Source organism: Spirosoma lacussanchae (genome assembly GCF_005870035.1).
Lineage (GTDB): Bacteria > Bacteroidota > Bacteroidia > Cytophagales > Spirosomataceae > Spirosoma > Spirosoma lacussanchae.
This window is the reverse complement of the sequence record NZ_SWJG01000001.1, coordinates 1,213,233-1,233,221: the sequence shown is the minus strand read 5'-3', so window position 1 is coordinate 1,233,221 and position 19,989 is coordinate 1,213,233. Positions and strand designations below refer to the sequence as shown.

Genomic DNA, 19,989 nt, shown 5'->3' with positions numbered 1-19,989 from the left:
CTACAGTAAACCAAACAACAACCATGAAAAAACTAATTTTATCCAGCCTCATTGCCCTGTTGGGTATTGGCCTGTGGAGTTGCAATCAGCAGGAAGGTTTGTCGGTCGATGCCGATTCGACGCTGGGGGCTGCCCGGCTTTCGTCCGATTCAACGGGTTTCCATTGCCGCGACAGTCTGACCCGCGTGGATGTGTCGGCCCTCCCAGCTGCCGTAACGGCGTATATCACCTCGAAGTACACCAGCGCTACCATCAACTACGCAGCCAAAGACGATACGGGAAACTTCCTGGTGGCCATCACCCAGGCCGACGGACGCAAAGCCCTGCTGTTCAACGCCGACGGCACATTTAATAAAGAGCTGGCCCTGCGGGGTGGCGGTCCGGGCAAAGGTGGTCCAGGTGGTCCCGGACGCGGTCACGGTGGCAAAGGCGGCAATCGCGACAGCCTGAACAGAATAGCAGTAGCTTCGCTGCCGGCCGCTATCACCAGCTATATCACCACCAACTTTGCCAGCGCAACCATCAACGCAGCCGTCAACGATCCGGATCGGGGCTACATCGTCATGATTACCCAGGCCGACGGTCGTAAGGCGCTGTTGTTCAATACCAGTGGAGCCTTTGTCCAGGAAATTGTTCGCGGGTTCAAAGACTATACCATTATCAAAACCAGCGAGTTACCCGCTTCCGTAACCAGCTATATTAGCACCAACTACGCAGGCTCAACGATTAAGGTAGCCGGTAAGAGCAGCACAGGCCAGTTTAAAGTACTGATCCAGACGGCCAGTAACGGCCCCGCCGAGCTGCTGTTTGCCGCCGACGGTACGTTTGTTCAGATAAATCGCCGGAAGCGGTAAGCAAGCCCGTTGTCGGTTGCCGTCAAAAAGACCTGGTCAGTTGGCCGGGTCTTTTTTTTACGGACTCCCAGCGGGGCATTAGCAGGGGGAAAACCGGGATTCGCTCAGGGATTTTCGGCATTCGGAAAAATTACGTGTAGCAGCACCTAATTTCTAGGCATATTTACCGTTGTAAGTTCGTATCACCCTACACAAATCTATAGCCAATGAAACGTCTTTTCCTTACCCCAGCTATTGCCCTGTTTGCCTTCGCAGCACAAGCCCAGACCTGGGCCGTCGACAAATCGCACTCGAAAGTCGGCTTCACCGTTACGCACCTGATGCTATCAGAAGTGGACGGTAACTTCAAAACGTTCGATGCCAAAGTAACGGCCGCCAAACCGGATCTCTCGGATGCCGTATTCGACCTGACGGCCGATGTGAACAGCATCAACACCGACAACGAACGGCGCGATGGCCACCTCAAGAGCCCCGACTTCTTCGATGCCGCCAAATACCCGACGCTTACTTTCAAAAGCAAGTCATTTACCAAAGTAGAAGGCAAAAAATACAAAGCGGCCGGCGACCTCACCATGCATGGCATTACGAAGCCCATTACCCTCGATGTGGTGATGACAGGCCCCGTCACCAACGAAAGCCCCCGCGGCAAGCAGGAAAAAGTGGGCTTCAAAGTAACCGGCCAGATCAAACGGTCAGACTTCAGCCTCGGCACCATTCCGGTAACCGTTGTCAGCGACGAAGTTGAGCTGAAAGCGGCCGGTGAGTTCACCAAACAGGATGGGTCGGTAGCCGAAAAGAAATAATTCACAGCGCCTTACAGGCAGCCGCAGTCTCTGTATGCCTTCAGTGGGCTACAAAGGCCGCGGCTGTTTTTTTTGCGGATGGTTTCTGTACGTCGCACCAACTCCGGCCTGGTCGGCACATTAGCCGCCTTGCTCTACACAAGCCGGGAGTCAGGCAACGAAGCCGGGCCTGTAGACGTACTAGGTACAGAAGACGACACAAATCCGTCTATAACCAGCTCTCTATGATCCCCAGCGAACCTATCTCCCGGTTGAGTTTTCTCCGCAAAGCCATTGTCAGCACGGTACTGACGCCAGCCATGCTGCAGTCCTGCTCCAGCCAGACGGAAATTACCCCCAACGGTACAACGAACGGCTCCTCAACGGGCGGTTCTACCACCGGCAGCTGCGTTGTGACCGATACCGAAACCGACGGCCCCTACCCGCTCTACAACAGCCGGGGTTCGGCCCTGCAGCGCGTCGACATCCGCGAGGGTAAAACCGGCCTTCAGCTCGACATGACCATCACCGTTAAGAACGTAAATAACAGTTGCGCCGTGCTGGCCAATGCCCGTGTCGACATCTGGTATTGCGACAAAGACGGGTATTATTCGGGCTACAGCAACTCGGGCTACCTCGGTACCCAGAACAATACCGGCAAGACCTTTCTGCGGGGCCTTCAGTACACCGATACCAGCGGACAGGTGAAGTTTACAGGTATCTATCCCGGCTGGTACCAGGGTCGCGCTACGCATATCCACGTGCAGGTTTACGTAGATAATACCTTAAAGCTAACCTCACAGATTGCCTTTCCGGAGGACATCAACACGGCTGTCTACAATACCGATCTCTACAAAGCCCACGGACAAAACTCGCTCAAAAATTCGGCCGATAACATCCTCAGCGACTCCCTGGACAATGAACTCGCCATCGTTACCGCCAACAGCGCCACCGGTGGGTACAACCTGACTCATACCATTTACGTAAAAGCCTGATGATCGACTGGCCCGCGTTCAGCCCGTTTCCCAGCCAGTTTATTGGCGTGTCGACCTTCGATGCCGCTGACACCGACCGGGTGCGCACCTACCTGAACTGGAGTGAGTTGTTGCGGCAGTGGGAGATTCCAGTTTCATTTCCGGAAGCCCTCGATAGCCCGGACTGGAACACAACGGCCCGCAGCTTACTGGCCGACGCCAACGCCCTGCTCGATGGCTGGATTGCCGGTGGGTTGTTGCGGGCTGAGGTTACCTTCGGCGTTTGGCAGGCTCGGGCCGAAGGCGATCAGGTGGTGGTTCAACCCGCTACCGGAGCTGCCGTTCGGCTGACGTTCCCCCGCCTGCCCCTGGCCGATGGCTCGTCATACTGCCTGGCCGACCTGATCAAGCCAGCGGCTCTCCTGACCACTGCCGAGTCGGACTACATCGGTGGCTACGCGGTCCGACTCGATCAGCGTATCGGTATAGCCATTCAGCCCTGGGTCGCTGCCGAAGACGACTACCGGGTGTTTCTGGCCAACGACCTCTGCGCGCTCTACCGATCGGCGGTGGCTGATTACCTGCATTATCGGCTCCGACGGTTCATCTGGGCCTATTGCGACGACGATGACCTGAGCAATACCGAAATTATGGAAGGTTTACACCAGGGAATTCGGGTTCCTGTCGGTAACTACGCATGCCCTGGCCCGGTTGAGCGTTCCGGTCTGCCGGAGTTGCTTGGCCTGGCAAACCCGCTTTCGGCCGGCTGTGGTTTTTTCTTTGCCCACCCCAGGGCCCGGCCTTTTCAGCCCCAACCCGTTTATAATTCGCCCGTAGTCAACGCATGAGCAAAGCCCGTATCCAGCTGGCCTTCCGTCACCTCATCGACGCCGGGAGCGCCCGCTCTGAATTCGAAAAGGTTGTTTTTGCCGACTCGTACCAGGAGTTTCGCCTGCAGGTACAGGCCTACAATTCCAACAACCACTACACCACCTATCAGCAGGTTCGGGCTGCCGTTCCGCAGGCTGACCCGGGTCTGTCGGTTCGGGTCAGCTTCGCCATAGGCCTGTACGTAAACGAACTGAACGGACACATTCCCGGTCTGGTCGACACGCTCGGCCAGCCGGTTTCGTTCGTCGACCATCGGTTTGCCCTGCTCGATTCGCACATCACCGACCGGAGCCAGCACCGGATCGCACTCACCTACCTGACCGATTCACTGACCTGGCTCGACACGGTGGGTAATTACCTGCTGCTGAGCACCATCGACCCAGCCTACAGTGCCGAGCCGGTCGATACGTTCCTGCTTCTGATGCAGCCCAATCTGAGCATTTGTTCGTACCAGCCGGGCCTGCATCCGCGTCCGGCTTAACAATCAGACAACACGGGTTTCGGGAAGGTTGCCCTGCTTTTTGTGTTTATTGCAGGAAACAACCTCTTCCACCATGAACACGATTCTGTTGCCTACCGACCTGAGCGAAGCCACCAATCAAGCCCTGAACTGGGCGCGCCTGCTGGCCAGCCACTACAAAGCCCGGCTTATACTCCTTCACGTGCAGCCCATGCCCATGCCCGATACATCAATGCCGGTAATTGGCGATCTGGGCGTGGGCACGACCGTAATGATGGATACCGAACCTGTTTATCAGGAGCAGCTTACGAAGCTGGCCGACCAGCTGGAAGCCGACGGGCTCACCTGCCAGACCGACCTGCGCCGGGGCGCCGTTAAAGAAGCCATTCTGGAAGCCGCCCGCGAACACCAGGCCGACCTGATCGTGACCGGGCGCAGCAACCTGTCTTCGTTCTTCGACCGGCTCATCGGCAGCGAAGCCACCGGCATTGCCCGCGATGCCCACTGTCCGGTACTGGTCGTTCCTGCCGATCAGGCAGACGACGCCCCCCGGCCCGTGTCGCTGCAACAACTGGTCTTTACGACACCCCTCGAGTTTGATCAGGACGATACGTTTGCGCAGGCTGTGGCGCTGGCCCGGAGCTTCGGGGCATCGCTGCGGGTGCTGCACGTACGCGCCAGCAACCAACCCAATCTCAACGACGATGCCGAGATGACGGCCCAGTTGCAGGCGGTCTACGGTACCGAACCGCTCCCCGTCGATACCGTTGAGGCCAACACCGTAACGGGTGGTCTGGAAACCTACCTGAGCGAACATACCGTCGATCTGCTGGTGATGACGACCCGCGAGCGCGATTTCCTGTCGGGCCTGCTCAACCCCAGCCTGACCAGCCGGATGGTAAAGCTATCAGACGTACCGCTGCTGATCTATCAGGACAAAGGCGACTTATAAGCGGTCGGGCGGCTGACGCCGGGCGGCCATTTCGTCGGCAATACGCCGGGCGTCGGGGTCGCTCAGCTGCCGGAGCTGGGCTACAATAGCCGCGTAGTTCCGGTCGTCGCGATTCTGGCTCAGTTTGGCGGCCCCCTCCAGGGTGTCGATGGTCATCTCGAACGCTACCACACCGCGCATCTCCCGGCGTACGTACGCTTCGGTCAGGCTGTCGACAGATACCGGATGCTCGGAAGTGGCCTCGTAGCGGTCTAACTGTATCCGCAGCAGGGCCAGCGTTTCGTCGTCGGACAGGATGCGGGTTCGGCCGCTGGCCTGCACGGACAGGTAGTTCCAGGTCGGCACGTTGGGGTGATCGTACCAGGACGACGAGATATAGGCGTGGGGGCCCGAAAACACCACCAGCGCGGGCGTTTCCTGCGCCAGCGTTTTCCACTGCGGGTTCGCTTTGGCCAGATGACCAACCAATTTATGCGGCCCATCGGCGCTGATCACCAGTTCAATGGGCAGATGTGTAGCCATCGGTACTCCGTTCTCCCCGGTTGTGATGAACAGGGCAAAGCTATGCGCCTGCATAAACGCAAGCAGCCTCTCAGGATCGGTCTCCCGGTTGTGTTTATTGATGTACATAGGCGGTCGTGGGGTACGTTATAGGCCCCGAAGCGCGTCCGGCTTCACGGTCATGTAGTAGAGATCGAGTCCCGGCACCCAGTAGTCGGGTTGGGTGTACTGGAGCTGAAAACCGAAGCGCTCGAAAAAGGCATACGCAACCTGCGAGGTACGACAAACCAGTTCCGTTACATTTGAATGCCGCTTGATCGCCAGCAGGTTATACTGCATCAGCGCGGTACCTATACCGAGTCCTTTCTGATCCGGATCGGCAAAAATCCAGATAATGTGCGCCTTCTGTTCGTGGGGCCGGATCGAATGCCCGCAGGCGCCGACCACCCGGCCTTCGTGTTCGGCCACGACATAGGGCTCCTGGCAGGTAGTCAGAAAGTCGGCATACTCGGCCACTTCGCTCTCGCCGAAAGCGGCCGGTACGTTTTTTCGAAACACAGCCAGCAACGGCTCCGTATCGGCAACCTGCCAGGGTCTGATCTGTATCATTGCAGATAGTCAGGTAAGGGACTGCCGGAATCCTGGGGCACTGGCGCCAGCCGAACGGTTTGCATCGGCACGACCCCCGACCAGGTTGGCAGGTCCATGTCTTCCGGATCATCGGAGGGGCCACCCGTGCGTACTTTGGCCGATGCTTCGTGCAGCGAAAAAGCCAGCACTGTGGTTTTACGCATCTCACTATCGGTAGTCGGACGCAGGTCGGCCCAGCGCCCCGGCACCAGGTGGTCCGTTATCAATGCCAGCGCTTCCATCCGCTCGGCTTCGTCGGTTACTTTCTCGGCCGTAGCGAAGATTACCACCGACCGGTAGTTTACCGAGTGATGAAAAGCCGACTTGGCCAGCACCAGCCCATCGGTCAGCATAACCGAGATACAGACCGGCGCACCAGCCTCAATGGTCCGGATAAAGTGGCTCCCCACCGATCCGTGGATGTAGAGTTTGTCTCCGTTACGGGCGTAGGCCGTTGGGATGGCCATGGGCTGCCCGTCAACGGCGTAGCTGACGGTACAGAATAGGGCTTCGTCCAGAATGGGGTGGATCGTTTCGGCGTCGTAGTAAGCGCGTTTGGCCAGTCGGCTGGGGATAAGGCGGGATGTTATCATGGCGGTATCAATCGTTTCTCTGGCAAAAGTCGTACTTTACCGGCCCGTACAAATCGTCCGGTTTATACAAAACAGCTAGTCCGGTTATGCTTCCTTTCAAGTCGCTGCTCACCGTCGATAAGACAGCCGCCACGCCTGTCTTCGTCCAGCTGGCCGACCAGCTTCAGCAACTGATCCGGTCCGGCACCCTGACGGCCGGGCAGCGCCTGCCCGGCACCCGCCAGCTTGCCCAGCTGCTGGGTCTGCACCGGCAAACCCTGGTGGCCGCCTATGACGAGCTGCTGGCGCAGGGCTGGCTCGAAAGCCGGTCTGGCAGCGGCACTTTTATTACGAGTCACGCCCTGGACACCCGCCCTCAGCCCCTGGCCGACAGTCTCGCCCTGCCGTCGGTCCGGCACCAGCCCGGCTATTCGTTCGAACCCCGCTCGTTTCTGGCCCGGCCGGTACTCACCAACCCGGGTGGCCTGCGGCTGGACGACGGCTTCCCCGACATCCGGCTGGCCCCCATGGACGAGCTGAGCCGTGCCTATCGATCTTATTTTCGGTGGGGCAATCCACAACAGCACTTCGGTTACGGCGATACCAAGGGCCACCCGCTCCTGCGCGAACAACTGGCGCGGCACCTCAACGAAACCCGGGGTCTGCATACTACCCCAGACAATGTACTCATTACCCGGGGCAGCATCATGGGCCTGCACCTGGCGAGTCAGCTGCTGCTCCGCCCCGCCGATGTGGTAGCCACGGGGCTGACCAGCTGGGCGGGTGCCACCATGAATTTTCTCAACACCGGCGCCACGGTCCTGCCCGTTTCGCTCGATCAGCACGGGCTCAACACAGACCAGCTGGCTGACCTCTGCGACCGGCAGCAACGCCTGGGCCGCCCCATCCGGATGGTGTACGTGACGCCCCACCACCACTATCCGACAACGGTTACCCTCCGGGCCGACCGACGGGTGCGGCTGCTGCAACTGGCCGGACAGTACGGGTTCGTAATTCTGGAAGACGACTACGACTATGATTTTCACTACCTGAGCCGCCCCATTCTGCCACTGGCCAGCGCCGATCAGCGCGGGATGGTCGTATACGTGGGTTCGCTCACTAAGTCGGTAGCGCCTGCTTTTCGGGTTGGGTACGTCGTAGCGCCCACCGCCGTCATTACCGAACTGGCCCAGCTTCGGCGCATCATCGACCGACAGGGTGACCAGATGCTCGAGTTCGCCATTGGCCAGCTCATCAAAACGGGGGTGCTGAAGCGCCATTTCAGGAAGGCGCTGCGTACGTACGAAGGCCGACGCGATTATTTCTGCCAGCTGCTCAGTACCGCCCTGCCCGAGGCCATACAGTTCACCCGGCCCGATGGCGGTCTGGCCGTCTGGGCTACGTTCGACCCGGCCATCGATATGGCCAGTCTCGCCGAGCGGGCCCGACAAACCGGGCTGTCTATAGCCAACGGGCTGTTTCATAATCCGCCGGGGCAACGGCTCAACGGCACCCGGCTGGGATTTGCTTCGAGTACAGAGGCCGAGCTGGAGCAGGCGGTGGCGCTACTGAAACAAGCCGTGGACAACCGGTAACCAGTTTCCTACCCATGAGTATAATCATTGATCCGGGTACTGGCCGGCAGCAATCAGCGCCGTGACCGCGTCGGCTTCTTCGTGCTGAACCCAGTGGGTAGCGTTCTCGAAGAAAATCAGTTGGCCGCTGTCGCACAGGTCAATACTCGGCTGCGCCATCTCCCGCTTCAGAAACCGATCCCGGGCGCCCCAGATCAGGAGGGTCGGTACCCGTATTCGGAGCTGGGTGTTTTGCTTTGGCGGTCGTTGCAGCACGGCCCGGTACCAGTTGATCATGGTCCGCAGAGCGCCCCCGCCCTGCCCCCAGGCAGCCCGGTACTGATCCAGATCGGCATCACTGAACGTACCCGGCCGGCTACTGCTGCGCATGGTCCGGGCCAGCATAGCCCAGTTGTTTAGCCGGGAAACGGCTTCGGGTAGCCACGGTATCTGAAAAAAGCCGATATACCAACTCCGCAGCATCTGCCCCGGATTGCGACTCGCCATTTGTTTCATTACCCCCGGATGCGGCACGTTCAGCACGACCAGCCGCTCAACCCGCTCCGGGTAGGTAGCCGCTACCCACCAGGCAACGGCCGCGCCCCAGTCGTGTCCGACAACGGTAGCTTTCTGCCGACCGGCCGCGTCGATGAGCGCGACCACGTCAGCCGCCAGGGTATCGATGGTATAGGCATCAATACCGGCCGGTTTGTCGCTGAGGTTATAGCCCCGCTGATCGGGCACCCAAACGCGGTAGCCGGCCTGCGCCAGCGGCTCGATCTGCCGTTTCCAGCCGAACCAGCATTCGGGGAAGCCATGTAGCAGCACGAGCAGGGGACCATCGGCCGGGCCCGCCTGCACCACGTGAAGCCGAACCGGTGGGCGTGCCCCCGGCTTCGTAACGGGTATCGTATGATGTTCCAGATTGTAAGCAGCCATATCCGTCTAACCAGCAAGGATCGGACCGTGTTTGATTGAAGTAAGGCTGGGCCCGGTCAGCAACCGGTGGGAAGCCCTAGCCAGAAACAGGTTATGATCCGGGCGGCCCTGGTTTTAGTCGGCGTCGGAAGCGGTCCGGGCGGCTTCCCGGCCGACCATGGCCTGCTTGCGGTCGGTGCCCCAGCGGTATCCGCCAAACAGACCGGTTTTTTTGATGACCCGATGGCACGGAATCAGGTACCCGACCGGATTACTCCCGATAGCTGTCCCGACCGCCCGCGAGGCCGTGGGCTGCCCGATGGATGCGGCAATCTGGTCGTAGCTGACCAGGCGCCCTTCCGGAATCCGCAGCAGCGCTTCCCATACTTTCAGCTGAAAGGCCGACCCCCGCAGTAGGACAGACAGCGGTTTTCGCAGCTCACCAGTTGCCGGCGTGGCTCTGAAAATCTGATCGGCCAGGGGCTGGAGGGCGGTCGGGTCGTGGTACAGGCTCGCGTCGGGCCAGGCAACCCTAAGCAGCGACTCCACCGACGCCCCCGGTCCATCCAGGAAGTGCAGCAGTGCTATTTTCCCGTTAATCGCCCCGAGCACATAATCACCAAACGGACTAACAAACCGGCCGTACTGCAGCCGAAGCCCAGCCCCGGCCTGCCTGAACTGCCCCGGGGTGACTCCTTCCAGGGTAACAAATAGATCATGCAGCCGACCAGTACCTGACAAGCCAGCCTCGTAAGCTGTTTCGGCGAGTGGACTACCTAACCGCAGTTGCTGTTTGGCGTGTTCGAGTGTGAGGTACTGGCTGAACTTTTTAGGACTCACCCCAGCCCATTCGGTGAAGAGTCGCTGAAAATGGAACTCGCTCACGTTGGCGCGGCTGGCCAGTTCTGCCAGCGTAGGCCGGTCGCGGTAGGTAGCCGCCAGCAGCTCAATTGCCTGTGCCATCTGCTGATAGGTGTAGGTACTGTTCGTGTTCATGGGTTTGTTGTTCAGTTGACCCTAACAAAGGTCGGTATAACCCCGCCCCAGGCCAACCCGATTCTTGCGGACTTGCTTCCCGAAACCGGTACCCATTTATCACAAACGGGTCGATTTTTACGTTCTTAATTTAGTATCTTTGGATACGTTAACGCTAACTTCTACATGAAAAAACAACTGATTGCCTTCGTTGCCTTCGTGGCAGTGCCGGCCCTCGCGTTGGCACAAACGGCCGACGAAGTGATTGATAAACACCTGGCTGCGCTGGGTGGGGCCGACAAGGTGGCTGCGATCAAGACCCTCGACGTAGAGCAGTCTATGTCGGTCATGGGTAACGAACTGACGGCTAAAAGTACGTACGTCGTTGGTCAGTCGATGCGGAGTGACGTGTCGGTTATGGGTTCGCAGATAACGACCGTATTCGATGGCGACAAAGGCTGGATGATCAACCCCATGCAGGGCGGCACAACCCCGCAGGATATGCCCGCCGAGGCCATGAAAGCCGCCAAAAGCGGTACCGAACCGCAGATGATGCCGCTGGCTTACGTCAAGAGTGGCAAATATCCTTATGAACTGGTGGGCAAAGAAAAATACAAGGATAAAGACGTGTTCAACCTGAAGGTGAACCGGCCCGAAGGTGTTTTCAACTACTTTGTCGATGCTACCAATTACCAGCTTGTCGGCATGAAAGGCACAACACCCCAGGGCGACATTACCGCTTCGTTCTCCGACTACAAAACGACCGACGGGCTCACCATCCCGTACGGGAGTGAAATAACTTCACCGATGGTGCCCGCCCCGATCACCGGCAAAATCACCAAGATCACCTTCAACGCCCCGGTCGACGCGACGATCTTCGCCAAACCCAAATAAGATCAGCTAGTTATAGATTTCAGCCGCCGAAGCCACCTCCTGATGGGGTGGCTTCGGCGTTTTCACGGGTTGCGTATTTTCCGGCTTTTGTTTTCTGCCTATCTTATGCCTGAATCTTAACCAAACGACCTGACTGTATGAAACAAATCGCTTTACTTGTCCTTACGCTCACCACCGGCCTGTCGGCCAGCGCCCAAACCCTGAGTGGGTTCGTACCGGCCCGGCAGGAAGCCCAGCAGAAGCTCGAAACCGAATTCAAGACCAAGCAGTCGCCGGCTGCCTTCAAGGCGCATCTCGAAAAGCTGAGCAGCGTACCCCACATTACAGGCTCGCCCGAAAACGAACGCGTCCGCGACTACATTGCCGAAACCATGCGCAAAGCGGGCTGGCAGGTCGACATCTACCCGCACGATGTGATGCTTCCCAAAGGCCCCGGCGAGATTGCGGTCGAGCTGGTAGAACCCGTTCGGCAACCGCTCAACATTCGCGAGTTCATTTATCGGGAAGACAAGTACGCCAGCGACCCGCGGCTCACCCCCGGCTATAACGCCTGGTCGGGCTCGGGCGACGTGACGGCCGAAGTCGTTTACGCCAACTACGGCCGGAAAGAAGATTTCGAGCAGCTCAAAGCCATGGGCGTTTCGGTGGCTGGCAAGATCGTGCTGGCGCGGTATGGCGGCAACTTCCGCGGGTACAAAGCCCAGTTTGCGCAGGCTGCCGGGGCTGCGGGCGTGCTGATTTTCACCGACCCGGCCGATAGCGGCTACATGCGGGGCCTGACCTTTCCCGAAGGGCCGTTCTATTCGGAAAGCACCATTCAGCGCGGCTCGCTCCTGACGGTTCCCTATACCGGCGATCCGCTCACCCCCGGTGAAGCGGCCCTACCCATGGATGCCAAAAACACCCCCAAACGGCTGGCCGAGAAAGATGTCGCCTTCCATAAAATTCCGGTAACGCCCCTCCCCTACGGATCGGCCGTTGAGATTCTGAAGCGCATGACCGGCACCCGCCCCGTACCCGGCGGCTGGCAGGGTGGCCTCCCGTTCACCTACCGACTGGAAGGCGGCAACGCCCTGCGGGTGCGGCTCATGGTGAAGCAGGAACGGTCCATCCAGCGCATCTACCAGGTTGTCGGCACGCTGACGGGCAGCGAATTTCCCGACGAGTGGATCATTGCGGGTTGCCACTACGACGCCTGGAGCTTCGGTGCTACCGACCCCAACTCAGGTACGGCGATGCTGCTGAGCATGTGTGAATCGTTCGGAAAACTGGTCAAGGCAGGACAGCGCCCCCGGCGTACGATCAAGGTCTGTCACTGGGATGCCGAAGAGCCGGGCGTCATTGGTTCGGCCGAATGGAGCGAACAGTTCCGCGACGAGCTGACCCAGAAAGCGGTGGCCTACATGAACTATGACGCAGCCGTATCGGGCCGCACCTTCGGAGCCTCGGCCTCGCCCAGCCTGAAAAAGCTAATCATCGAAGCCACTCAGTCAGTGCAGTACCCCGACTCGAACAAGACCGTTTACCAGCACTGGATGGGTCACAAAGCGGCCGGTAATCCAACCCGCGTTACGGGGTCGAGCGCTCCTGCTGTGCAGGACGGCGAACCAACCATTGGTAACCTGGGCGGTGGGTCTGACCACATTGGTCCGTATATGCACGTAGGCATACCCGCCCTGAGCGCCGGAATGGAAGGCCCAACGCTGTACCACTCGCAATATGACGATCTGTATTTCTACGACAAGTTTGCCGACCCGACCTACAAAATGGGTCCAATGATGGAGCAGGTAGTGGGTACGATGACCTTACGACTGGCCAACGCCGATCTTGTTCCCTACGATGTAGCTCGCTACCCGAACGATCTAAACGTTCACCTCAAAGCCGCCGAACGGGCCATCAAAGCCTACGCGCCGACCTACACCATTCAACCCCTGCTCGACGCAGTTACCGACCTGAAGAAGAGCGCCGATGCCTGTGAAGTAGCCCGCCAGAACTACCTTAAAACCGGCCGTACCGACAAACTGGTTGAGCTGAACCGCGAGCTTCGGCTGCTGGAGCGGGCCTTCATCGACCCCAAAGGCAATGCGTTCGGTTCGTGGTACCGGTCGCTCTATGCATCGTCGGACCCTAACAGCGGCTACGCGTCCTGGATGCTGCCGGGTTTACTCTACGAAGCTTCGCTGAAATCGACGGCCAACCTGCCCGAGCTCGAAACGCGCTACAAGAAAGCGATCAATACGCTCAGTGAGAAATTACTGGCCCTGTCGCAGGGTATGGGTAGCCCGGCCAGCGTAGGCGGAGGAAAATGATCTCATTTTTCTAGCCGGGGCTCCTGCTTCGCAACCCTGCAGTCAAAACCGGCTTTTCAGGTAAACGTGCGCCAACAGTAGGTACATGTTTACCTGAAAAGCCGGTTAAGCAACTCAGAATCGGGAAATTGGCGTAAACAGAGTTTACGCTTTGGCAGGCTTAGCGTGTTCAGGTTTGAGCACGACTACATCGCGAACGACCCCGCCCGCGTTGATTTTATCGACCATCTTGTCCAGCAGGGGCGTGGCCCAGCTGGGTATGTATTTATCGGTTGTTTCGATGAATACCTTCGGGAAGTCGTAGAGCGCACGGCCCAGCCCGAACTGTACGGCGCACCGCTTCATGGCATCGCTGATACCGCCCTTGATGGGTTCGATGCCTGTGCGACTGGCGCCATCGGTCTTGCGAACAATCTCGCCACCGGGCAATACGGCCGTGATGGTACACAAAAAGCCCCCTTCTATTTCTCGGATTTCGTTCTGCCAGCCCGCCCAGCCGAACTGATCGTCGAAGCGTTGCATCACGCAGCGGTTGGTAATGTAGGGCACGACAATAATCTTCTGTCCATCCTTGGTCTGGCTCTGCACCCGCCATTCGATTTCGTGCGTCGTGAGCGGAGCCGTGAGTACGTTCAAGTCCATTGGTTGTTGTTTACTTAGTCATAAATATTGCGACGATGCCCAACGCCAATTACGTTAACCGTTAACACATCGTCGTGAATGTCGTAAATGATGCGATAGTCACCTTTTCGTAGTCGATATCCGGCGCGCCCTTTCAGCTTTTTACAACCGTCCGGACGAGGGTCAGCGGCTAACAGTTCGATCGCATCAAGCAGTGTTTCAGCCACTGAATCGGGCAACTTGTCCAGTTGCTTCTGGGCAGTCCGTGTTAATACAATTGCATACTCAGCCATTCGACTGCTGTCGTTTTTTACGATAATCGGCCAGCGAACGAGTCGGCTCCTGTCGCGCCTTCACTTCGTCATAAAGCCGAATGTCATCGAGTTCTTCCAGGTCATCCAGCACCTGTTGCCATTGCTGAATCGGCAAAACAACCGAGACTCGCTTACCCTGCTCGTCGGTAATATACTGGGGGTGCAGTGTCTTGTTCATCTGGTTAGGTTTGATTTGATGTAAGCTTATGCTTTTCAAGGAAATTAGTTATCAAAGCGCTGGGTCCCTTCCAATTGTACACTCTCTTACCAGTCCAGAATTGTGACGTACTGACATTTATACCGGTCAGTAACCACTCCAATATTTGGTCATGCGAAAATAAATAACAGCCTGTCCAGTTAGCCGTAGGAAGACACACCCACATCTCTTTGCTACCTCATTCGGCCAGTTTCAGCAGTTCGTTGAGTTTCAGCAGCGCTTCAATGGGGGTCAGGCGGTTGACGTCGATGGCGCGGAGTTTTTCGCGGATGGCTTCGGAACGCGGGTCGCCGGCTTCGATGATGCGGAGGGCCAGCTCGCGTTCCTGTGGTACGGCCTCGCGGATTTTCTCCTTGTTGGTTTCCCGAACGTGCGAAGCCTCCAGCTGCTTCAGGATCTCGCCCGCCCGGTTTACCACCTGCGCGGGCATACCGGCCATCTGCGCCACGTGAATACCGAAGCTGTGCTCAGACCCGCCTTCTTTCAGCTTGCGCAAAAAAATCACCTTATTGCCCATCTCCTTCACCGACACGTTGTAGTTGCGGATGCGCGGGTTATCGACAGCCAGGTCATTCAGTTCGTGATAGTGAGTCGCGAAGAGGGTTTTGGGCCGACAGTCGGTCTTGTTGTGGAGGTATTCGGTAATGGCCCACGCAATAGACACCCCGTCGTAGGTGCTGGTGCCGCGCCCGATCTCGTCCATAAGGACCAGGCTCCGCTCGCTGAGGTTATTCAGGATGCTGGCCGTTTCGGTCATCTCGACCATGAACGTGCTCTCGCCCCTCGACAAATTATCCGACGCACCCACGCGGGTGAAAATCTTGTCGACCAGCCCAATCTCGGCCAGGGAAGCTGGCACAAAACTGCCCGACTGGGCCATGAGCACGATTAGCGCCGTTTGTCGCAGCAGGGCCGATTTCCCCGCCATGTTAGGGCCGGTAATGATGATGATCTGCTGGGTTTCGTCGTCAAGATAAATATCGTTCGGAATGTAGGGCTCGCCGGGAGGCAGCTGCTGCTCGATAACGGGGTGCCGCCCGTCTTTGATGTTCAGCACCTTACTTTCGTTCATCTGCGGCCGGACGTACTTGTTCCGAACGGCTACCCGCGCAAACGAGGAGAGCACATCGAGCACCGACAAAACACGGGCATTCTGCTGAATAGCTCCTACGTACTCACCAGCGGCCATGATCAGATCGGCAAACATGCGCGATTCGATCTGGAAAATCTGCTCCTCGGCGTTCAGAATCTTTTCTTCGTATTCTTTCAGCTCGGGCGTAATGTAGCGTTCGGCGTTAACCAGCGTCTGTTTCCGAATCCAGTCGTCGGGCACCCGGTTTTTGTGGGCGTGGGTCACCTCCAGGTAGTAGCCAAACACCTTGTTATACGCCACTTTGAGCGAACTGATGCCGGTGCGCTCTACTTCCCGCTCCTGAAGCTGAAGCAGATAATCTTTTCCCGAGTAGGCAATGGCGGTTAACTCATCCAGCTCGGCGTTGATACCTGGCTTGATCATACCGCCCTGGTTAGATAGGGTGGGCGGGTCTTCGCGCAGTTCGGCTTCAATCCGATCGATCAGGAAGGCGACCGGGTTGAGCTGATCGGCGTATTTCTTCAGCGACGCCGGATGAAGCCCCGGCGTATCGGACTGGCTCAGCGCCGTGATCAGCATCTCCTTAATCGGCAATACGTGTTGCAGCGACCGTTTCAGCTGCAGCAGCTCGCGCGGGTTTATCCGCCGAACGGCTACTTTGGAGACGAGCCGTTCCAGATCACCGATTTGCCGGAGGTGGCTGACCATGGTATCGGCCAGTTCGATATCCTCGACAAGAAGTTCGACCATGTTGAGCCGCTCATCGATCAGCGCTTTTTCCTTGAGGGGCAGGCTCAGCCACTTCCGAAGCAGCCGCGCCCCCATGGGGGTTACGGTCTGGTCGAGGATCTGGATCAGCGGAACGCCCCCCTCCTGCTGCGCGGCTGTCAGCTCAAGGTTGCGGATCGTGAACCGGTCGAGCCAGACGTAGCGGTCTTCTTCGAGTCGGGTAACGCGGGTAATGTGCTGCAGGTCCTTGTGCTCGGTCTCGTTGAGGTAGTGCAGAATCACCCCGGCGGCAATAATCCCGTCGGGCATGCCTTCGATACCGAATCCTTTCAGCGAGCTGGTCTGGAAGTGCTGCTTCAGGAAGTTGTAGCCGAAATCGTAGGTAAAGGCCCAGTCTTCCAGCGTATAGGTATGAAATTTATCACCGAAGAGCGCGCCGAACTCCTGCCGGTTGCGCTTACAATACAGCACCTCCGACGGGTTGAAGCTTTGCAGCAGTTTATCGATATAGGGTCCGTTGCCCTGCGAGGCCAGAAACTCGCCGGTCGAAATATCCAGAAAAGCCACGCCAAACACGTCGTCGGCCTGCCCATTGCCGGCCTTGCCGAAGTGAACGGCTGCCAGGTAGTTGTTCCGGCGGGTATCGAGTACGTTATCGTTGAAAGAAACGCCCGGCGTAACGAGTTCAGTAACGCCCCGCCTGACAATGCCTTTGGCCAGGGCCGGGTCTTCGAGCTGGTCACAAATCGCTACCCGTTCGCCCGCCCTAACCAGTTTGGGCAGGTGGGTATCGAGGGAGTGGTGCGGAAAACCAGCCAGCTCTTCGTTCGCTCCGCCGTTGTTGCGCTTGGTCAGGGTAATGCCCAGAATCTTACTGGCTTTCACGGCATCTTCGCCGAAGGTCTCGTAGAAATCTCCGACGCGGAAGAGCAGCAACGCACCGGGATATTTGGCCTTAATCTGGTTGTATTGGCGGTTGAGAGGGGTTTCTGTTTTCCTGGATTGTGGCTTTGCGGCAGTGGCTGTCTTCACTAGTTTCGGGCTGATGTCGTAAACAAAAATAGTGATTTTTCGGGGGAAAACCGAATTGTTTACGCGATCCGCTCGCGGCTCAGCTCGGGCATAGGCACGCCCAGATTCAGCTCGTTCATGCAGCGAAAATGTCCCTGTGGACAACGCGCCGAACCGATTTTCGAGCAGGGGCGGCAAGGCAGATTCGGTACCTGCAGGGATAGGTGCGGGGTCTGATAGGGATACATGCCCAGCTCGGGAGTGGTGTTGCCCCAGAGGGTGTAGACCTTCTTTCTGAACGCTGCCGCCACGTGCATCAGCCCCGTATCGTGACTGAACACCACCCGGGCCTGCTGCACCAGCGACGCCGACTGGCTGAACGGGTACAGGCCGCAGGCATTATAGACCCGATCGGGACCAAGCGCCTGCAGAACAGCGGCTCCAGCCTCCCGGTCTTCGGCCCCGCCCAGCAGCACCACCGGGTAGTCGATGTGCTGCACCAGCTCAATCATACGCGACACCGGCAGTCGCTTGGTGGCGTGTTGCCCGCCCATGGCGTAGGCTACGTAGCCGTACCGGTGGGTTACCGGCAACTGATCCATGGTTACCTGGTCGGCTTCAGGAATGAAATAATCGAGTCCCCCGCCGTCATTGCTGACGCCCAGCGGGATTACGGTGTCCAGATAGCGGTCAACGATGTGCCGGTCGGGCATATAGTTGACTTTCCAGCGGACGTATAGCCACTTCCGCCAGTTGAGTTTGTCGACCGTGTAGCCCGGTTTCCCCAACGCCAGCTTCACGGCCCGGGTGCGCAGGTTGTTGTGCAGATCGATGACCAGATCATACTGCTCGGCCCGAAGCTGACGAATTAATGCGGCCAGGCTATCGTCCAGATAATAGCCTTTGTCGATATAGGGATTGGGCTCGATCAGTGCCGAATAGGCCCGTTTGGTCGCGTAATGAACCAGCAGGCCGGGCAGTTGCTGCTTCAGGCAGCGCACAACCGGACTCGTCAGCACGATATCGCCGATGGATGAAAACCGCAGAATCAGGATTTTTGTGGGGCGTGCCATAGTCAGATGGGCCGTTTACTTGCAGTACATGGGCGCGTTGATATCCAGTTTCCACTCGGGCTTATCGACCAGGTAATTGTTCTGCCGCAGGGGCCAGGTAGCTCCACCGTCGGTGCTGGCCCGAAAATCGTACCGTTGCCCGATCTTCAGTTTGTACGAAGCTACCTTGCGTTGCGTGCGGGTGGCCGTAATCAGCTCCCGCCAGTTTTCCTTACCGGTTTCGCTGTACTGGGTCCGGATCTGGGCCGGCAGGGCCGACTCGTCGAGGGTGGTTCCTTTAGGGCATTCGAAATCGAACGACAGATTCATGACCGGCGGTACCGGCAGCGACGCCAGACTGACCGCAATGGGTGACGGATCGCAGGTTTCGCCTACCGCCGACTCGGCCATCAGCCCCCCTTTGGCACCTTTGCCCCAGGCGTCGGTTTCGTCGTAGATCCGCAGTTTTAACTGCCGCCCGCCTGGCTGCCCCGACACCCGGATAGAGGCCCCGTTGTTCACGTTCGCGTAGAAGTTGCTGATACGCTGGCCGGTAGTAGCGTCAATCAGTTCGCAGCGGTAGTTGACATCCACATTGGCCAGCTTACTGCTTATGGTAAAAACGGGTCCCAGGTCGCAAACCGACTCCGTCCAGGTGGCCACGTAGGCGGCTGTGCGGCTGGCCGTGGCGCGGTACTCCAGCCGGTTGTTCTGGCTGTTTCGTACGATAACTCCCGGGGTTTCCTGCTGCCAGCGGTTGGCGAAGGCATCGTAGCTGTAGAGCGGAATCGAGTCGCCGGGTTGCACGCGCCGGCCGTTGCTGCCGTTGATGGTGGCCGGATTGATATCCATGGTCAGACGGGCCGGTTGCGACAGGCCGTGGGCCAGCAGATACGCTTCGTTGTAGATCTCCAGGGTCAGCGAACCCGCCAGCGAGGTTACCCGCAGGCTACCCGGTGCCGGTCCGCCGTTTTGTCCGTGTACGTTGGAGAGTATACCGCCCCCCGGCACCTGGCTGGTCACATCACCGGCCCGGGTGTGGGTTTGTAACACCTGCATGGTCAGCTTCCCCCCCACGGCCTGCCCATCCCGATCGGTCAGGCGGGTACCGGCCGACAGGGTGACCGACGCCCGGTCGACGTCTGCAGTCAGGCCGGTGGTGGTGAGGCTGAAGGGGGCCATCAGGGTACCGTCAGCCCCCGCCTGACCGGTCAGGCGGGCAGGCGTCAGGGTGCGGGGTGGCTTACTGAGGCTGATTTGCCGAACCACCCGCGTTACCCGCCCCGGCCCGGTTTGTACGATGGGCTGCACGATCGTCATATACCCTTCCGCTTCAACGACGGTAGTAAACCGGAACGGCGCCTGCGCCGACAGGGTCACCAAAGGCGACGGAGCCAGCAGCAATATCCCGTCAGGATTGATCCGGTAGCGGGTTGTGTTGAGGGTAGTAACGACCTGAGTCGCGTTTGGGCCAGCCAGGGTAATACGATTATCGGTTGGCCGCGGGTTACCCGCCGGATCGTAGAGTCGAACCTCGACGACACCGATCTGGATAGGATCTTTGACCCGCAGCTGAACCCCGTCTAACGGGTTCTGGCAGGTAAGCAGGCCAGTAGCCAGACCAGCACATAAGAGAGAGGATAGCCGACGTATAGTCATGAGTTGA

Annotated in this window: 20 protein-coding genes; 9 read left to right on the top strand and 11 right to left on the bottom strand. The window is 58.4% G+C overall.

The annotated features are described in order from the left end of the window. The first annotated feature begins 23 nt into the window (after positions 1-23). From FBR45_RS05115 to FBR45_RS05090, 6 genes are all read left to right on the top strand, one after another. Complete coding sequence (locus tag FBR45_RS05115; protein ID WP_138499929.1) at positions 24-854, top strand: PepSY-like domain-containing protein; 831 nt, start codon at positions 24-26, stop codon at positions 852-854. Positions 855-1,060: 206 nt separating this feature from the next. Beyond that, positions 1,061-1,657, top strand: a complete 597-nt coding sequence (locus FBR45_RS05110) for a YceI family protein (RefSeq protein ID WP_138499927.1) — start codon at positions 1,061-1,063, stop codon at positions 1,655-1,657. 224 nt (positions 1,658-1,881) lie between these two features. Then, the gene (locus FBR45_RS05105) at positions 1,882-2,631 is read left to right on the top strand and encodes a dioxygenase family protein (RefSeq protein ID WP_246082111.1); all 750 of its coding nucleotides are present in this window, start codon (positions 1,882-1,884) and stop codon (positions 2,629-2,631) included. Next, positions 2,631-3,458 (top strand): vitamin B12 dependent-methionine synthase activation domain-containing protein, encoded by an 828-nt coding sequence (locus FBR45_RS05100; protein WP_138499925.1) that lies wholly within the window; start codon positions 2,631-2,633, stop codon positions 3,456-3,458. Before FBR45_RS05105 ends, FBR45_RS05100 begins: the two co-directional genes overlap by 1 nt. Further along, the gene (locus FBR45_RS05095; protein WP_138499923.1) at positions 3,455-3,982 is read left to right on the top strand and encodes a hypothetical protein; all 528 of its coding nucleotides are present in this window, start codon (positions 3,455-3,457) and stop codon (positions 3,980-3,982) included. Before FBR45_RS05100 ends, FBR45_RS05095 begins: the two co-directional genes overlap by 4 nt. 73 nt (positions 3,983-4,055) lie before the next feature. Then, positions 4,056-4,913, top strand: coding sequence for a universal stress protein (locus tag FBR45_RS05090; RefSeq protein ID WP_138499921.1), 858 nt, complete (start codon positions 4,056-4,058; stop codon positions 4,911-4,913). On the opposite strand, the gene FBR45_RS05085 is transcribed toward FBR45_RS05090, so the two are convergent. From FBR45_RS05085 to FBR45_RS05075, 3 genes are read right to left on the bottom strand one after another with little or no spacing between them, the layout of a single operon-like run. Beyond that, a complete protein-coding gene (locus FBR45_RS05085; RefSeq protein ID WP_138499919.1) occupies positions 4,908-5,543 on the bottom strand; it encodes an FMN-binding negative transcriptional regulator in 636 nt (211 codons plus the stop codon). The genes FBR45_RS05090 and FBR45_RS05085 overlap by 6 nt on opposite strands. A gap of 18 nt (positions 5,544-5,561) precedes the next feature. Next, positions 5,562-6,023, bottom strand: a complete 462-nt coding sequence (locus FBR45_RS05080) for a GNAT family N-acetyltransferase (protein ID WP_138499917.1) — start codon at positions 6,021-6,023, stop codon at positions 5,562-5,564. Continuing rightward, a complete protein-coding gene (locus FBR45_RS05075; protein ID WP_138499915.1) occupies positions 6,020-6,637 on the bottom strand; it encodes a pyridoxamine 5'-phosphate oxidase family protein in 618 nt (205 codons plus the stop codon). Before FBR45_RS05075 ends, FBR45_RS05080 begins: the two co-directional genes overlap by 4 nt. Positions 6,638-6,723: 86 nt before the next feature. Here FBR45_RS05075 and FBR45_RS05070 point away from each other — a divergent pair, with 86 nt between their 5' ends. Beyond that, on the top strand, positions 6,724-8,211 hold the full coding sequence (locus FBR45_RS05070) for an aminotransferase-like domain-containing protein (protein ID WP_138499913.1): 1,488 nt from the start codon (positions 6,724-6,726) through the stop codon (positions 8,209-8,211). A 24-nt stretch (positions 8,212-8,235) separates the two neighbouring features. On the opposite strand, the gene FBR45_RS05065 is transcribed toward FBR45_RS05070, so the two are convergent. Continuing rightward, the gene (locus FBR45_RS05065) at positions 8,236-9,129 is read right to left on the bottom strand and encodes an alpha/beta fold hydrolase (protein WP_138499911.1); all 894 of its coding nucleotides are present in this window, start codon (positions 9,127-9,129) and stop codon (positions 8,236-8,238) included. 114 nt (positions 9,130-9,243) lie between these two features. Further along, on the bottom strand, positions 9,244-10,104 hold the full coding sequence (locus FBR45_RS05060; RefSeq protein ID WP_138499909.1) for a methylated-DNA--[protein]-cysteine S-methyltransferase: 861 nt from the start codon (positions 10,102-10,104) through the stop codon (positions 9,244-9,246). 165 nt (positions 10,105-10,269) lie between these two features. Here FBR45_RS05060 and FBR45_RS05055 point away from each other — a divergent pair, with 165 nt between their 5' ends. Continuing rightward, entirely contained in the window at positions 10,270-10,977 is a 708-nt protein-coding gene (locus FBR45_RS05055; RefSeq protein ID WP_138499907.1) for a LolA family protein, read from the top strand. Positions 10,978-11,114: 137 nt separating this feature from the next. After that, positions 11,115-13,286 carry a M28 family peptidase gene (locus FBR45_RS05050; RefSeq protein WP_138499905.1) on the top strand — a complete coding sequence of 724 codons (2,172 nt, stop codon included), beginning with the start codon at positions 11,115-11,117 and terminating at the stop codon, positions 13,284-13,286. A gap of 144 nt (positions 13,287-13,430) precedes the next feature. Here the strand turns inward: FBR45_RS05050 and FBR45_RS05045 are convergent, their stop codons facing one another. The 6 genes from FBR45_RS05045 to FBR45_RS05020 form a co-directional block, all read right to left on the bottom strand. Then, positions 13,431-13,928 (bottom strand): Rad52/Rad22 family DNA repair protein, encoded by a 498-nt coding sequence (locus FBR45_RS05045; protein ID WP_138499903.1) that lies wholly within the window; start codon positions 13,926-13,928, stop codon positions 13,431-13,433. Between the two features lie 14 nt (positions 13,929-13,942). Next, entirely contained in the window at positions 13,943-14,200 is a 258-nt protein-coding gene (locus tag FBR45_RS05040) for a type II toxin-antitoxin system RelE family toxin (RefSeq protein ID WP_138499901.1), read from the bottom strand. Continuing rightward, positions 14,193-14,399 carry a hypothetical protein gene (locus FBR45_RS05035; protein ID WP_138499899.1) on the bottom strand — a complete coding sequence of 69 codons (207 nt, stop codon included), beginning with the start codon at positions 14,397-14,399 and terminating at the stop codon, positions 14,193-14,195. The genes FBR45_RS05040 and FBR45_RS05035 overlap by 8 nt, the downstream gene beginning before the upstream one ends. 217 nt (positions 14,400-14,616) lie before the next feature. Next, complete coding sequence (gene mutS / locus FBR45_RS05030) at positions 14,617-17,292, bottom strand: DNA mismatch repair protein MutS (RefSeq protein WP_138499897.1); 2,676 nt, start codon at positions 17,290-17,292, stop codon at positions 14,617-14,619. A gap of 59 nt (positions 17,293-17,351) precedes the next feature. Further along, positions 17,352-18,344 carry a glycosyltransferase family 9 protein gene (locus tag FBR45_RS05025; protein WP_138499895.1) on the bottom strand — a complete coding sequence of 331 codons (993 nt, stop codon included), beginning with the start codon at positions 18,342-18,344 and terminating at the stop codon, positions 17,352-17,354. 15 nt (positions 18,345-18,359) lie between these two features. Next, the gene (locus FBR45_RS05020) at positions 18,360-19,982 is read right to left on the bottom strand and encodes a hypothetical protein (protein WP_138499893.1); all 1,623 of its coding nucleotides are present in this window, start codon (positions 19,980-19,982) and stop codon (positions 18,360-18,362) included. Between the last annotated feature and the right edge of the window lie 7 nt (positions 19,983-19,989).